At 71.1% G+C, this 13,479-nt stretch carries 14 protein-coding genes and 1 tRNA gene; 13 read left to right on the top strand and 2 right to left on the bottom strand.

Annotated elements, in window-relative coordinates; translation table 11 throughout:
• Positions 1-181: 181 nt before the first annotated feature.
• The 5 genes from proB to AB0G47_RS07830 all read left to right on the top strand — a co-directional run bounded on the left by proB (position 182) and on the right by AB0G47_RS07830 (position 5,199).
• Positions 182-1,288, top strand: a complete 1,107-nt coding sequence (proB, locus tag AB0G47_RS07850) for a glutamate 5-kinase (RefSeq protein ID WP_360766521.1) — start codon at positions 182-184, stop codon at positions 1,286-1,288.
• Positions 1,289-1,515: 227 nt separating this feature from the next.
• Positions 1,516-2,022, top strand: coding sequence for a hypothetical protein (locus tag AB0G47_RS07845; RefSeq protein ID WP_360765322.1), 507 nt, complete (start codon positions 1,516-1,518; stop codon positions 2,020-2,022).
• 74 nt (positions 2,023-2,096) lie between these two features.
• On the top strand, positions 2,097-3,389 hold the full coding sequence (locus AB0G47_RS07840) for a glutamate-5-semialdehyde dehydrogenase (RefSeq protein ID WP_360765319.1): 1,293 nt from the start codon (positions 2,097-2,099) through the stop codon (positions 3,387-3,389).
• Between the two features lie 76 nt (positions 3,390-3,465).
• Positions 3,466-4,044, top strand: a complete 579-nt coding sequence (locus tag AB0G47_RS07835; RefSeq protein ID WP_360765316.1) for a hypothetical protein — start codon at positions 3,466-3,468, stop codon at positions 4,042-4,044.
• A 66-nt stretch (positions 4,045-4,110) separates the two neighbouring features.
• Positions 4,111-5,199, top strand: a complete 1,089-nt coding sequence (locus AB0G47_RS07830) for a hypothetical protein (protein ID WP_360765314.1) — start codon at positions 4,111-4,113, stop codon at positions 5,197-5,199.
• Between the two features lie 36 nt (positions 5,200-5,235).
• On the opposite strand, the gene AB0G47_RS07825 is transcribed toward AB0G47_RS07830, so the two are convergent.
• Positions 5,236-6,348 (bottom strand): M48 family metallopeptidase, encoded by a 1,113-nt coding sequence (locus AB0G47_RS07825; RefSeq protein ID WP_360765311.1) that lies wholly within the window; start codon positions 6,346-6,348, stop codon positions 5,236-5,238.
• Between the two features lie 99 nt (positions 6,349-6,447).
• On the opposite strand from AB0G47_RS07825, the gene AB0G47_RS07820 reads away from it, so the two are divergent.
• From AB0G47_RS07820 to AB0G47_RS07790, 7 genes are all read left to right on the top strand, one after another.
• Positions 6,448-6,735 (top strand): hypothetical protein, encoded by a 288-nt coding sequence (locus tag AB0G47_RS07820; protein ID WP_360766622.1) that lies wholly within the window; start codon positions 6,448-6,450, stop codon positions 6,733-6,735.
• An 86-nt stretch (positions 6,736-6,821) separates the two neighbouring features.
• Positions 6,822-6,986: a hypothetical protein gene (locus AB0G47_RS07815; RefSeq protein ID WP_266867027.1), complete on the top strand. Its 165-nt coding sequence runs from the start codon at positions 6,822-6,824 to the stop codon at positions 6,984-6,986.
• Positions 6,987-7,048: 62 nt separating this feature from the next.
• A complete protein-coding gene (nadD, locus tag AB0G47_RS07810) occupies positions 7,049-7,687 on the top strand; it encodes a nicotinate-nucleotide adenylyltransferase (RefSeq protein ID WP_266867029.1) in 639 nt (212 codons plus the stop codon).
• A gap of 16 nt (positions 7,688-7,703) precedes the next feature.
• A complete protein-coding gene (locus tag AB0G47_RS07805) occupies positions 7,704-9,446 on the top strand; it encodes an LCP family protein (RefSeq protein ID WP_360765308.1) in 1,743 nt (580 codons plus the stop codon).
• 145 nt (positions 9,447-9,591) lie between these two features.
• On the top strand, positions 9,592-10,035 hold the full coding sequence (gene rsfS / locus AB0G47_RS07800) for a ribosome silencing factor (RefSeq protein ID WP_266867032.1): 444 nt from the start codon (positions 9,592-9,594) through the stop codon (positions 10,033-10,035).
• Positions 10,032-10,673 carry a histidine phosphatase family protein gene (locus AB0G47_RS07795; RefSeq protein ID WP_360765306.1) on the top strand — a complete coding sequence of 214 codons (642 nt, stop codon included), beginning with the start codon at positions 10,032-10,034 and terminating at the stop codon, positions 10,671-10,673. The genes rsfS and AB0G47_RS07795 overlap by 4 nt, the downstream gene beginning before the upstream one ends.
• Positions 10,674-10,777: 104 nt before the next feature.
• Positions 10,778-10,850, top strand: a tRNA-Ala gene (locus tag AB0G47_RS07790).
• A 61-nt stretch (positions 10,851-10,911) separates the two neighbouring features.
• On the opposite strand, the gene AB0G47_RS07785 is transcribed toward AB0G47_RS07790, so the two are convergent.
• On the bottom strand, positions 10,912-11,805 hold the full coding sequence (locus tag AB0G47_RS07785) for a helix-turn-helix transcriptional regulator (RefSeq protein ID WP_360765303.1): 894 nt from the start codon (positions 11,803-11,805) through the stop codon (positions 10,912-10,914).
• Positions 11,806-11,917: 112 nt separating this feature from the next.
• Between AB0G47_RS07785 and AB0G47_RS07780 the strand changes: the two genes are divergently transcribed.
• Positions 11,918-13,426 (top strand): MFS transporter, encoded by a 1,509-nt coding sequence (locus tag AB0G47_RS07780; protein WP_360765301.1) that lies wholly within the window; start codon positions 11,918-11,920, stop codon positions 13,424-13,426.
• Positions 13,427-13,479: the final 53 nt, after the last annotated feature.

Genomic DNA, 13,479 nt, shown 5'->3' with positions numbered 1-13,479 from the left:
TGATTCCCCTCAGGGGTGCGGGTCCGCCCTTCGGAACAAGCGGGCACCGGCTGTCCGCACTCGCGTAGATTGCAGGTCCAAGCGCGCAGGGACCATTGGGGTAGACGTGGCAGGGGCAAGTATGGATGAAGGGGCTGCCCGAAGGGCTTCGGTTGAGGGTGGTGGTGGGAGAAGGGCGGGCATCGCAGAGGCCCACAGGGTTGTCGTCAAGGTCGGGTCCTCGTCCCTGACCACCGCGGCGGGAGGTCTGGACGCCGACCGTGTCGACGCCCTCGTCGACGTGCTCGCCAAGAGCCGCAGCGGCGGCGAGCGCGAGATCGTGCTCGTCTCGTCCGGCGCCATCGCCGCCGGGCTCTCGCCGCTGGGGCTTCGCAGGCGGCCCAAGGACCTCGCGCGGCAGCAGGCGGCCGCCAGCGTCGGGCAAGGCCTTCTCGTGGCCCGCTACACCGCTTCCTTCGCGCGTTACGGCGTACGCGTCGGGCAGGTGCTCCTCACCTCCGACGACATGGCGCGGCGCGCGCACCACCGCAACGCCTCGCGCACCCTCGACCAGCTCCTGGCGATGGGCGCGCTTGCCGTGGTGAACGAGAACGACACCGTGGCGACCGACGAGATCCGCTTCGGCGACAACGACCGGCTCGCCGCCCTCGTCGCCCATCTGGTCCGCGCCGACCTGCTGGTGCTGCTCTCCGACGTGGACGGCCTCTACGACGGTGACCCGGCCAAGCCGGGTACCTCCCGGATCTCAGAGGTCACAGGGCCCGCCGACATAGCGCACGTCCAGATCGGCAGCGCCGGCAAGGCGGGCGTCGGCACCGGCGGCATGGTCACCAAGGTCGAGGCGGCGGGGATCGCCGCGGCCGCCGGGATCCCGGTCGTCCTGACCTCCGCGAGCCAGGCCGCGGACGCCCTGGCGGGCCGCGACACGGGGACGTACTTCCACCGCACGGGACGCCGCTCCGCCGACCGTCTCCTGTGGCTGCAGCACGCATCCGAGCCGCAGGGCGCGCTCATCCTCGACGAAGGGGCGGTGCGCGCGGTGGTCGAGGGGCGCAAGTCGCTGCTGCCCGCCGGCATCGCGGCCGTCGAGGGCGACTTCTCCGCGGGCGACCCGGTGGAGCTGCGGGACGCCGCGGGGCGTGCCGTCGCGCGCGGCCTGGTGAACTTCGACGCCAAGGAGCTGCCGCAGCTGCTCGGCCGTTCCACGCGGGAGCTCGCGCGGGAGCTCGGACCGGCGTACGAGCGGGAGGTCGTGCACCGCGACGACCTGGTCCTGCTGCACCACTAGCCTCTCGCACGCCCCCGGGCGGTCGGTGGTTCCGCCGTACCAGCAGCCACAGAAGCCCTCGGGGGCCTCGGCCGAAAACAGGCGCGAACGCGCCGCGCCGACCGGCCCCTGCGAGGTGAAACTCCCCAAAACCGCCCCGCGGGGGCGCTTGGCCTGCTCAACTTTGTTCCAGACACTTCCGCACGACCGTTGCGTATCGGCACCACCATTGAGTAAAGGAGGCCGTCGTGAGACGAGTGCGCCCAGGGGCGGCGTCCCGCGGGTCGGCCGAGCGGGCCCTGACGAGCGTCGCCGCGGGGGCGACGTACGCGGGTGGCACGCGAGCGGCGGGCGAGACGGACGGGACGGATGAGCTGCCCGAGACGGACGAGAGGGAGGGCGAGACGGTGGAGGCGCCCCGTCTGTGGCACGTCACGCTGAGCGTCTCGGGAGCCGAGGCCCCCCTCAAGGAGGTCCGACGCGGCCTCGAACAGCTCGCCCACGACCATCCCTTTCTGCTGACCAGCAGGTACGCGCCCGACCACGCGGAGATCCGCTACTGGGAAGAGGCCAGGGACCTGCACGACGCGGCCGCCGTCGCGCTGCGCCTCTGGGGCGAGCACCGGCAGAGCGCGCAGCTCCCGCCGTGGGAGATCGTGGGGCTCGAAGTGATCGACCGCGACACCTATCACCAGCGGATCGCGGAAGGGTACGGCCCCCTGCCCGCGACCCCGGTGGGCGTCCACCCTTTTTGAGCCGTCGTGAGCACCGCGGTCTCGGCTGCTGAAACAGGGGGTGGACCGCGCCCGCCGCGCATTACCCTGCGGACATGACGTCCCTCTCGCCCGTCTCGCCCTACGACAACCTCTCGCCGGTCGCCCAGGCCGCCTACCGCGCCCGCGGCGCCGCCGCCACGCTCGCGCCACTGCCGCGCGCCGCCAAGGACGACGCGCTGCTCGCGATCGCCGACGCGCTCGAGGTGCGCACCGCCGAGATCGTCGAGGCCAACGGCAAGGACACCGCGCGCGCCCGTGAGGCCGGCACCAGCGAGTCGATCGTCGACCGGCTCACCCTCACCCCCGAGCGGGTCCGTGCCATCGCCGCCGACGTGCGCGACGTGGCCGCCCTGCCCGACCCGGTCGGCGAGGTCGTCCGCGGCTCGACGCTCCCCAACGGCATCGACCTGCGCCAGGTCCGCGTCCCGCTCGGCGTCGTCGGGATCATCTACGAGGCCCGTCCGAACGTCACCGTGGACGCGGCCGCCCTCTGCCTCAAGTCCGGCAACGCGGTGTTGCTGCGCGGCTCGTCATCGGCGTACGAGTCGAACACGGCGCTCGTGCGGGTGCTGCGCGACGCGGTGCACGGCGCCGGACTTCCCGCCGACGCCGTCCAGCTCGTCCCGGGTGAAAGCCGTGACTCCGTACGGGAGTTGATGCGCGCCCGCGGCCTCGTCGACGTGCTCATCCCGCGCGGCGGCGCCTCGCTGATCAAGACCGTCGTCGAGGAGTCCACCGTCCCGGTCATCGAGACCGGCACCGGCAACTGCCATGTCTACGTGGACGCGAAGGCCGACATCGACATGGCCGTCGACATCCTGATCAACTCCAAGGCGCAGCGCCCCAGCGTCTGCAACGCCGCCGAGACGCTGCTCGTGCACGCGGACATCGCCGACGCGTTCCTGCCGCGCGCCCTGGACGCGCTGGCCGAGGCGGGCGTCACCGTGCACGCGGACGAGCGTGTGCTCACCTACGCCGACGCGTCCAAGGCCACCGTCGTGCCCGCGACCACCGAGGACTGGGAGACCGAGTACCTCTCGTACGACATCGCGGCGGGCATCGTCGACTCCCTGGAGCAGGCGGTCGAGCACATCCGGCTGTGGACCTCGGGGCACACGGAGGCCATCGTCACCACCTCGCAGCAGGCCGCGCGCCGCTTCACGCAGCTCGTGGACTCCACGACGGTCGCCGTGAACGCCTCCACGCGCTTCACCGACGGCGGCCAGTTCGGCTTCGGCGCCGAGATCGGCATCTCCACGCAGAAGCTGCACGCCCGCGGCCCGATGGGGCTGCCCGAGCTGACCTCGACGAAGTACATCGTCACCGGCGACGGTCACATCCGCTGAAGCCGCCCCCGCGGAGCATCGGCTGAATTCCCGTACCGTCTGCCCAGATTGCCCCTTCCGGGGCTACGCTGGAAGGGTGCCGGAGGACGTGGGGGGCACGCCGTCGTTTCCTGACGGCGGGGAGCCCGACGACGACCGCGACCGCGGGGGTGCGGACGAAGAGTTCGCCTCCGTGGTCTTCGACGAGGCCTTCGTCAAGGCCGCCGAGGTTCATGAACCCACCGCGGTGGAGCGGCTGTTGGCCGCCGCCCAGGCGCGCGCCGAGGCCTCCGAGGCCGAGGCCCGCCGGGCCCGCACCCGTGGTCCAGGACGCGAATCGCCGGACGACGATCTCTACGAAGACGGCTTCGGCCCGGACGACGGCGGAGAGTTCGGCCACGACCCCGACCTCGACGACGTCTACGACCGTGACTTCGCGCAGGACGGCTACGGCCGTCCTGGCGGCTACACCGGCCAGGCCCGCTGGCACCGCCCCGTCGCCTGGATGCTCGCCCTCCTGATGGGCGTCGGCATGGTCGCCCTCGCCTTCACCGCGGTCTACCGAGGAGCCTCGTCGGGCCGCCAGGACCGCATCCCGCCGCCCGCATCGACGGAGCCCTCGGCCTCCGCGGAGTACGGTCAGCCGCCGGTCTCGGCGGCGCCGCGCACCCCGTAGGAACTTGTCAGAAGTTGTCGCGCACCAGCGCGTTTACCTGACAGCCAGGAGACCTACCCTGAAAGTATGGCCGGGCCAGGAGAACCACCTGAGGGGACACCCGAGGGCGCTCCCGCCGGTGGCGAGGACGAGTACCGATCCGTCGTCTTCGACGAGTCGTTCGTCCGCGCCGCACGGCTCCAGGAGTACTCCGCGCAGGAGCGCATGGGTGATCACGCACGTGCGGTGCGCCGCCGCCCCGCCGCGGCCCGCCGGAGCTACTCGAAGCAGGCCGTGATCCTCTTCCTGCTGATCGCCGTCGCCTTCGGCACCGCGATCTACATGGGCGTACGCCACCCGTATCAGGCCCCGGTCGCCCAGCGCCCCGAACCACTGCGGATGACGGTCATACCGCTCGCCCCGCAGGGCGCCGTGCCGGGTGCCGAGAAGCCCGCCGAGCTGTACGCGCACAGCCCCGCCGCGCAGTTCCGGGTGGGCGCGTCCGGCATCAACCTGCCCTCGTCGCGCGGCACTTCACACTTCTCGGACGGCCAGGTCATGACCGCCCTGACCACCGCCAAGGACTATCTCGTCGAGTCCTCGCTCGACCCGGACGTGCTCACCGGCGGCACCGTGCGGTCCGCGCGGATCCTGCTCGACCCGCGGCAGCTCGACCAGTTCGACCAGAGCTTCGCGCACCCCGCCGCGGACGGGCGGCACGCGCCCACCGGCTGGCTGGTGCGGTTCGACCCGACGAAGGTGGCCCTGGCCTCGCCCGGAATCCGCGTCCAGGGCACGCTGCACGCCACCGAGACCGACAAGGACACCCTTGAGGTGACCTCGGACCACACCTTCGTCTACGCCCTGCGGCCCGTCGGCAAGGAGGCCAAGGACGCCAAGGACGAGCACGCCAAGGCCTCGCTGTTCACCGTCCGCCGCGAGCTGCAGTTCCGCTTCGACCGCGAAGACCTGCGGATGCGCCAGACCGAGCTGATCGTCTCGCACATGCAGGCAGGACCGCTCACCTGCTCCGCAGACGCCGCCGACCAGCTGCGGCCGCTGCTCGCCGGGCAGAAGGCGAAGGCGGGCGGCCCCGCGGGCACCGATCCGTACGCGACGGGGGATGCCACGGCGCTGTGCGGGTCGCTCGCGGCGACTGCCCAGCCTTCGCTGTGAGGGTTGGCTGCGCGGGGGCTGGCTGTGATGTGAGGGCTACTTGTCCTCGGTGGGGCCGCGGTCCTGCCCGCTCTGCCCGCCCTGCCCGCCGCCCCCGGTGAACTTCCCGCGCAGCTTGCCGCCCAGGTCGCCCGCGCCGCCCGCGATGTCGTTGACCAGCTTCATCAGCGGGTCCTTGCTCTGCCGCACATCGTCCGCGTAGCTGGATGCGGACTGGCGGAAGGAGTCCGAGACCGAGGTGTCCTTGTCCTCGTCGCGGCGCGGGTAGTGGCCGTCCATGATCCGCTGGTAGTCGCGGGTCTCGGCCCACTTCTTCAGCTCGGCGGCGCGCACAGTGGTGAAGGGGTGCGTCCGCGGCAGCATGTTCAGGATCTTCAGTACGGAGTCGCGCAGGTCGCCCCCTGCCTCGTACTCCGCGGCCTGCTCCAGGAACGCGTCCACGTTCATCTCGTGCAGGTGGTTGCCGCCCGCGATCTTCATCAGGCCGCGCATCGACGCCTTGAGGTCCTGGCCCACCAGGAGCCCCGCGCGGTCCGCCGACAGCTCGGACTTGCGGAACCACTCGCGCAGGGCGGTCACGATCGCCATGATCGCCACATTGCCGAGCGGGATCCACGCCACCTTGAGCGCGAGGTTGGTGAGGAAGAGCAGTATCGTCCGGTACACCGAGTGGCCGGACAGCGCGTGCCCCACCTCGTGGCCGATGACCGCCCGCATCTCCTCCTCGTCGAGCAGCTCGACCAGGCCCGTGGTCACCACGATGATCGGCTCGTCGAGGCCGATGCACATCGCGTTCGGGTTCGGGTCCTGGTTCACGTACATCGGTGGGACCTTCTCCAGGTCCAGGATGTAACAGGCGTCCCGCAGCATGGTGTTGAGGTGCGCGAACTGTGCGTCGGAGACCCGTACGGAGTCCGAAAGGAAGAGCAGCCGCAGGCTCCGCTCGGGGAGCAGTCCGCTGAGGGCCTTGAAGACCGTGTCGAAGCCGCTGAGCTTGCGCAGGGCCACCAGGGCCGAACGGTCCGCCGGGTGTTCGTACGCCCGTGACGAGATGCCGGGGAAGCGCCTGCGCTGCCGGCTCGGCACGTTCTCGTGACCGCTGTTTTCTTGGCCGCCGTTCGCGTGGCCGTGGTCGTTGTCGTCGGTCATGCCCCATCCCCCATGCTCGTCCAGTCATGCCCCCGAGGTGGGTCCCAGCGTAGGCGGAGTTACCGTGACAGGGCAGCACAGCGAATGGAGTCGTCCGTCATGTCGTCCGTCATGGAGCACAGCGCCGCAGCCCATCACTGGGTCACGGAGGCGGCCGGCCTGGCCGCCAAGGAGCAGGGGGCGGGCAATCTGCTCCGCGTCGTGCTGATCGTCATGGTCGTCGGCTGTGTCCTGGTGGGGTGGTTCCTGCTCCGGGGATACCGGCAGGGTCAGGACGAGGGCAAGGGCCAGGACGAGGGCCGAGGCGAGGCGCCGGGCCAGAGTCAGGGCGAGAGCCCGGGCCAGAGCCAGAGTCAGGCCGAGGAGCGCGCCGACCGGGACGGCTGAGTCGGCGTGAGCTCCGCCGTGGCCCCCGCATACGATGGCCCGGAAGTCTTTATGTCCATCCCACCCCCGGATAGGTCCTGCCTGAGATGAGCCTCCACAGCACCGCCGCCCAGCTGGTCACTCTCGCCTCCGAGGGCGGCGAGCACGGCGGCAACCACGAAAGCCTCAACCCTCTCATCACCGGCGGCGGCGCGTTCGTCGCGCTGCTCCTGCTCCTGTGGATCACCACGCGCTTCAACCGGGACCGCTGAGCGGTCCCGCTGAACGGACGCTGAAACGGAGCCCGTCCGCCGGGCCGGTAGGGTCTGCACGCATGGGAGAGCAGGACATGCCTACCGGTCCCGGTACCGGCCCGGCCAGCAAGGGCAAGCGCCGCCTGGGCGTCATGGGCGGAACGTTTGACCCGATCCACCACGGACACCTGGTGGCGGCCCAGGAGGTCGCCGCGCAGTTCCACCTCGACGAGGTGGTGTTCGTGCCGACCGGGCAGCCGTGGCAGAAGAGCGACAAGGTGGTGTCCCCGGCCGAGGACCGCTATCTGATGACGGTCATCGCGACCGCCGAGAACCCCCAGTTCTCGGTGAGCCGCATCGACATCGACCGCGGCGGACCGACGTACACCACGGACACGCTGCGCGATCTGCGCACGCTCAACCCGGACACGGACCTCTTCTTCATCACGGGCGCCGACGCCCTCGGCCAGATCCTGACCTGGCGCTACACGGAGGAGCTCTTCTCCCTGGCGCACTTCATCGGGGTCACCCGGCCCGGCCACACGCTGGCCGACCCCGGGCTTCCCGAAGGCGGTGTCTCCCTTGTGGAGGTGCCCGCTCTCGCCATCTCGTCCACGGACTGCCGTGCACGGGTCGCCAAGGGGGACCCCGTCTGGTACCTGGTGCCGGACGGTGTGGTGCGTTATATCGACAAGCGCGAGCTGTACCGCGGCGACTGAGCCGAGAGGGGCACCGGTGAACGACCGACAGTACGACCCGTACGCGGGCGGCGACCCGTATGCGGGCGAGTACGCGGCTGACCAGTACCAGGTCGTCGGGTACGACGAGTACGGGCAGCCGGTGTACCAGCAGGTGCAGCCCTCGGCTTCGTACGACCAGTACGGGGCTCAGCAGCAACAGCCTCCGCGGCAACAGCAGCAACACCAGCAACAGCAGCCGCAGGGCTACGGCTACGACCCGTACGCGACGGGGCAGCAGCCTCCCGTGCCGCCGTACGACTCCGGGGCGTACGACACCGGTTCGTACCCGCCGTACGACCAGCGGCAGGCGCCGCAGCAGCAGCCGCAGTCGCAGCAGGCCCCCCAGCAGACCCAGACCGGCTGGATCCCGCAGCAGCAACAGCCTCCGCGGCAGCCCCCGGAGGCCGTACCGCCGCAGCCGCGGCGGCCGGTGCCCGAGCGGGAGCCGGCGCCCGAGCGCGAGCGCGAGCCTGCGTACGAGACGCAGCAGTTCTCGTTCATCGAGGAGCCGGACGAGGAATCCGAAGACGTCATCGACTGGCTGAAGTTCACCGAGAGCCGCACCGAGCGGCGCGAGGAGGCCAAGCGGCGCGGGCGTTCCCGGGTCGTCGTGCTGATCGTGGTGTTCGCGCTCGTCATCGCGGGCGGCGTCGGCTATCTCTGGTACGCGGGCAAGCTGCCCGGCCTCTCGGACGACAAGACCGGTGGCGGCGGCGCCGCGGCAGGACCGCAGAACCGCGACGTGATCGTCGTCCACCTGCACAACACCAAGGGCGGCGGCACCTCAACCGCGCTCCTGGTGAACAACACCACCGCCAAGCGCGGCACCACCGTGCTGCTGCCCAACTCCCTCTCCGTGACGGACGACGACGGTACGGGGACGACCCTGGGCAAGTCGGTCGACGACGACGGTTCGACCGGTACGCGCGAGTCGATCGACGCGCTGCTCGGCACCCGGGTCGAGGGCACCTGGCGCCTCGACACCCCCTACCTGAACAACCTCGTCGAGCTCGTCGGCAACATCGACATCGACACGAACGCCAATGTGCCCGACCCCAAGGCGAAGAAGGGCGAGGCCCCGCTCGTCAAGAAGGGCGAGCAGCAGACCCTGAGCGGCCCGATGGCCGTCGCGTACGCCACCTACCGGGCATCCGGCGAGTCCGAGACGGACCAGCTCGGCCGGTTCGGCGCGGTCATGCAGGGCGTCCTGCGGAAGCTGTCCTCCGACCCGCAGGCCGCGACGACCACTGTGCAGTCCCTCGCCCAGATCCTGGACCCCTCGCTCAAGGAGAAGGACCTGGGCGCCTTCCTCGCCAAGCTCGCCGACCGCGCCAAGGGCGGCGACTACGCCACGCAGCTGCTCCCGGTCCAGCAGGACGGGACGCTGTCGGAGAAGGCCGGCGAGAGCGTCGTCGAGAACGTCCTGGGCGGCGCGGTCAAGAGCCCGGACAAGGACGCGGCCCTGCGGGTCGGCGTCAAGAACGCCTCCGGGACCAAGGGCGCGGGACAGGACGCACGGATCTCCCTGGTCAACGGCGGTTACACCTTCGTCGACAGCGGCGCGGGCTCGGTCGCCCAGGCGGCGTCGCAGGTCACGTACGCCGACGCGGCCAAGAAGGCGCAGGCCGCCGAGGTCGCCAAGACCCTCGGCCTGCCGGAGAGCGCGGTCCGCAAGGGCAAGACCGCACCGAACGCGGATGTCTCGGTGGTGCTCGGCCAGGACTACAAGACGGGCTGAGACGAGCGCTGTCCGCTGCGTCGCCCCGGCCGGGAACACCGCCGGGGTGACGCAGCAGACAGGGTGATCGAAAAAACGCCGGGGGTGCTGTCGGCGGTCCGTGAGACCCTTGGGGAGGTATTGCCCTCCGAAGGAAAGCTCAACTGTGACCGCCACGGACCGCTCCATCGAGCTCATCACCACCGCCGCGCAGGCGGCGGCCGACAAGCTCGCGCACGACATCATCGCGTACGACGTCAGCGACGTGCTGTCGATCACGGACGCCTTCCTGCTCGCATCCGCGCCCAACGACCGCCAGGTCAAGTCGATCGTCGACGAGATCGAGGAGCAGCTGAACAAGCAGCTCGGCGCCAAGCCGGTCCGCCGCGAGGGGGACCGCGACGCCCGCTGGATCCTCCTCGACTACGTGGACATCGTGGTGCACGTCCAGCACAGCGAGGAGCGTGTCTTCTACGCCCTCGAGCGGCTGTGGAAGGACTGCCCCGAGATCGACCTGCCCGAGGACGCCAAGGCGACCCGCGGCAAGGCCGCCGAGCACGCCGAGCAGCGGGCCGCGGAGGAGGCCGACCTGGACGGTGAGCTTCGGTGAGCAACCGCGGCTGCCGGATCATCCTGTGGCGGCACGGCCAGACGGCGTGGAACCTGGAGCGTCGCTTCCAGGGCTCCACGGACATCGAGCTGACCGACACCGGCGTCTCGCAGGCCAGGCGCGCCGCCCGGCTGCTCGCCTCGCTGAAGCCGGACGCGATCGTGGCGTCCGACCTGAAGCGGGCCGCGGCCACGGCGGATGAGCTGTCCGCCATCACCGACCTCCCCGTCACGCACGATGAGGGTCTCCAGGAGACGTACGCCGGTGAGTGGCAGGGCCTGACGCACGACGAGATCATCGCCCGCTTCGGCGACCAGTACGCCGCGTGGAAGCGCGGCGAAGCGGTGCGCCGCGGCGGCGGCGAGCTCGAGACCGAGGTCGCCGACCGGGCCGCGCCCATCGTCCTGCGCCATGCCGAGAAGCTGCCGGACAACGGCACGCTCGTGGTGGTCAGTCACGGCGGCACGATCCGCACCACCATCGGCCGCCTCCTCGGCCTGGAGTCCCACCACTGGGAGGGCCTCGGCGGGCTCTCCAACTGCTGCTGGTCCGTCCTCGGCCAGGGCGCGCGCGGCTGGCGCCTCCTGGAACACAACGCGGGAACGCTGCCGGAACCGGTGCTCGGCGACGACGACTGAGCGCCCCGGAGCCGCTTCGGCGGGCGGCCGGACCCGGATTTCACATTCCGGCTGGTCGCAGGCTAAAGTTCTTCTTGTTCGCCCGCCGAGCGGGGAGAACGCAAGGGGCTATAGCTCAGTTGGTAGAGCGCCTGCATGGCATGCAGGAGGTCAGGAGTTCAATTCTCCTTAGCTCCACAATCCGGATCCCGTCCTCATCAGAGGGCGGGATTTTCCGTTCCCGGGGCCCCTGGGGCCGCTATCGGTCCGTCGGTTCCATGGGGCCCATCGGTTCTATCGGTTCTATGGGCCACAGCGGCTCCCGCATCTCGCGCAGTCGCGCCGTCCGCTGCCTGCTCTCCTCGTCGTCCGGTGTGTACGCGACGATCCGGCACTCCGGCATGCCGTTGATGGACAGCGAGACCGACGTCATCCGCAGCTCGCCGACCGCCTCGTGCCGGAACGTCTTCACACGGGGTCCCGGCGGCGCCACGTTCCCGCTCTCCCACAACTCGGCGAAGAGCGGGCTCGCGGAGGACAGGCGGCGGATGAACGCCTCCCACGCGGGCTCGCCCACATGCCGGCCGTACGCACTGCGCAGCGTCGCCACCATCACCGGCAGCTCCGTCTCCCGGTACACCAGCGGGCACACGGGGTCGGGCACGATGAACAGCGTCCACAGCACGTTCGGTACGCCGAGGGCCGCGACCTGCGGGACGAAGAAGAGGTCGCGGTAGGCGGGGTTGGTGGCGAGGATGTCGTACCGCGCGTTGTAGACCACCGCCGGGTGCGGATCGAGGGCGTCGATGATGCCCTGGATCTCCGGGCCGACGGCCTTGGCGGCGCACTCCGGGTCCGGCGAATAGGGCACCTCGGCCAGGTGGTAGAGATGCTCGCGCTCGGGCTGCTCCAGACGCAGCGTGCGCGCCACGGCGTCCAGGACCTGCGCGGAGGCGTTGATGGGGCGGCCCTGCTCCAGCCACGTGTACCAGGTGACGCCCACCCCGGAGAGCTGCGCGACCTCCTCGCGGCGCAGGCCCGGGGTGCGGCGGCGCAGGCCGGGCGGCATGCCCACATCGGCCGGTGTCACCCGGGCCCTGCGGCTGCGCAGGAAGGCGGCGAGCTCCGGCCGCCGTCGCTGAGTCGTCCCCATCGTCGTCACATCCCCCATCGTCCGTGCCCGCGCCGAGCGCTGCCAGGTGCTGTCAGTACCAGCATCGGCAGGCTCTCGTTACCCGTACCGAGCCGCACGCAGGCTCGCTGCCATGGCAACGGCAACTCCGACCGATCCCACTGGTCCAAGTCACCTACTCAGTAAAGCCCCTGGCACTGACAACCGCCCCGGACGGCTGCTCGCGGTCGTCATCGCGGCCCAGTTCATGGCGCTGCTCGACGTCTTCATCGTCAATGTCGCCGCCCCCACCATCCGCGACGAACTCGGCGCGTCCGGCGCCGGGTTGCAGCTGGTGATCGCCGGCTACACCATCACGTACGCGGTGCTGCTGATCACCGGCGCGCGGCTCGGCGACCGCGTCGGTCACCGGCGGATGTATCTCGTGGGGCTCGCGGTCTTCACCGTCGCCTCACTCGCCTGCGGACTCAGCCAGGGCACGGGCGAGTTGATCGCCTTCCGGCTGCTGCAGGGCGCGGGCTCGGCGCTGCTCATCCCGCAGGTGCTCAGCCTGATCCAGCGCAACTTCACCGGCGAGGCGCGCACGCGGGCCCTCGGCGCGTACTCGGCGGTCCTCGCGATCGGGGCCGCGGCGGGCCAGGTGCTCGGCGGAATCCTGGTCAGCGCCGATCTGTTCGGCACCGGCTGGCGCCCGGTGTTCCTGGTGAACGTGCCGGTCGGCGTGGCCCTGCTCGTCGTGGCGGGGCGGGTGCTGCCGCGCGACGGCGGCGGTGGCGCCGGGCGGGCCGGGGAGACGGCGAGGGAGCGGGCCGGGGAGGCGGCGGCGGAGCGGGCCCGCGGGCTCGATCTGCCGGGGCTTGTGCTGCTTGGCGCCGCGGTCTCGCTGTTCACCGTGCCGCTGGTGCTCGGCCAGGAGAAGGGCTGGCCGCTGTGGTCATGGCTCTCCCTCGGTGCGGCAGCGGTCGTCTTCGCGCTCTTCTGCGGCTACGAGTCCCGGATCTCCCGCGGTGGCGGGGCGCCGCTGATCGCGCCGCGGGTCCTGCGCATCCCGGGCATGGGCCTCGCGGTCTTCCGGATCGCGGTGGTGATGGCGGTCAACGCGGGCTTCCTCTTCGTTCTCACCCTGCACATCCAGGGCGGTCTCGGCTACAGCGCGTTGCGTGCCGGGCTCACGTTCGCGCCGACCGCCGTGGTGTTCGGCGCGGTCGGCCTGACCTGGCGGCGCTGGCCCGCGGCGGCCCAACGCGCGCTGATTCCCGGTGGGTTCGCGCTCACCGCGGTGTCGGCGCTCGCCGTGGGCCTGGTCCTTCGCGACGGCGGGGAGGGCAGCCCGTGGCTGTATGCGGCCTTCGTGGGCATTGGCGTGGGCCTCGCCCTCGGCTTCAGCCCGACGCTCACCCGGGCGCTTTCCACGGTGCGGCCCGAGGACGCCGCGGACGCCAGCGGCCTGCTCTCGACGGTCGCTCAGCTCGGCCAGCTGACCGGTGTCGCGGCCTTCGGCGCACTTTTCCTCAACCGGCTTGAGTCACAAGGGGCTCCGGGGGCGTATTCATCCGCGGACGCGCTCCTGGTGTGCTCGTACGCACTGGCAGGGGCGGCCGCACTGGGCGCCGTGTCCGGACTGGTACGAATGCGTCGCTGACCGGTTCGCTCAGACCGTGGCAGAATCGGACGGCCGGAAGGGGACCGCACCAG

It is taken from the genome of Streptomyces sp. NPDC021622, assembly GCF_040640795.1.
Taxonomy (GTDB): Bacteria; Actinomycetota; Actinomycetes; order Streptomycetales; family Streptomycetaceae; genus Streptomyces.
The sequence above is the reverse complement of the archived record's forward strand: the minus strand, read 5'-3'. Positions and strand labels throughout refer to the sequence as shown.

Excerpts from the sequence above, each read along its gene's own strand:
- AB0G47_RS07815 (WP_266867027.1), top strand. The coding sequence starts at position 6,822 with ATGAGCCTCCACAGCACCGCCGCCCAGCTGGTCACTCTCGCCTCCGAG.
- AB0G47_RS07820 (WP_360766622.1), top strand. The coding sequence starts at position 6,448 with ATGTCGTCCGTCATGGAGCACAGCGCCGCAGCCCATCACTGGGTCACG.
- nadD (WP_266867029.1), top strand. The coding sequence starts at position 7,049 with ATGGGAGAGCAGGACATGCCTACCGGTCCCGGTACCGGCCCGGCCAGC.
- AB0G47_RS07830 (WP_360765314.1), top strand. The coding sequence starts at position 4,111 with ATGGCCGGGCCAGGAGAACCACCTGAGGGGACACCCGAGGGCGCTCCC.
- AB0G47_RS07780 (WP_360765301.1), top strand. The coding sequence starts at position 11,918 with ATGGCAACGGCAACTCCGACCGATCCCACTGGTCCAAGTCACCTACTC.
- AB0G47_RS07785 (WP_360765303.1), bottom strand. The coding sequence starts at position 11,805 with ATGGGGACGACTCAGCGACGGCGGCCGGAGCTCGCCGCCTTCCTGCGC.
- AB0G47_RS07840 (WP_360765319.1), top strand. The coding sequence starts at position 2,097 with ATGACGTCCCTCTCGCCCGTCTCGCCCTACGACAACCTCTCGCCGGTC.
- AB0G47_RS07825 (WP_360765311.1), bottom strand. The coding sequence starts at position 6,348 with ATGACCGACGACAACGACCACGGCCACGCGAACGGCGGCCAAGAAAAC.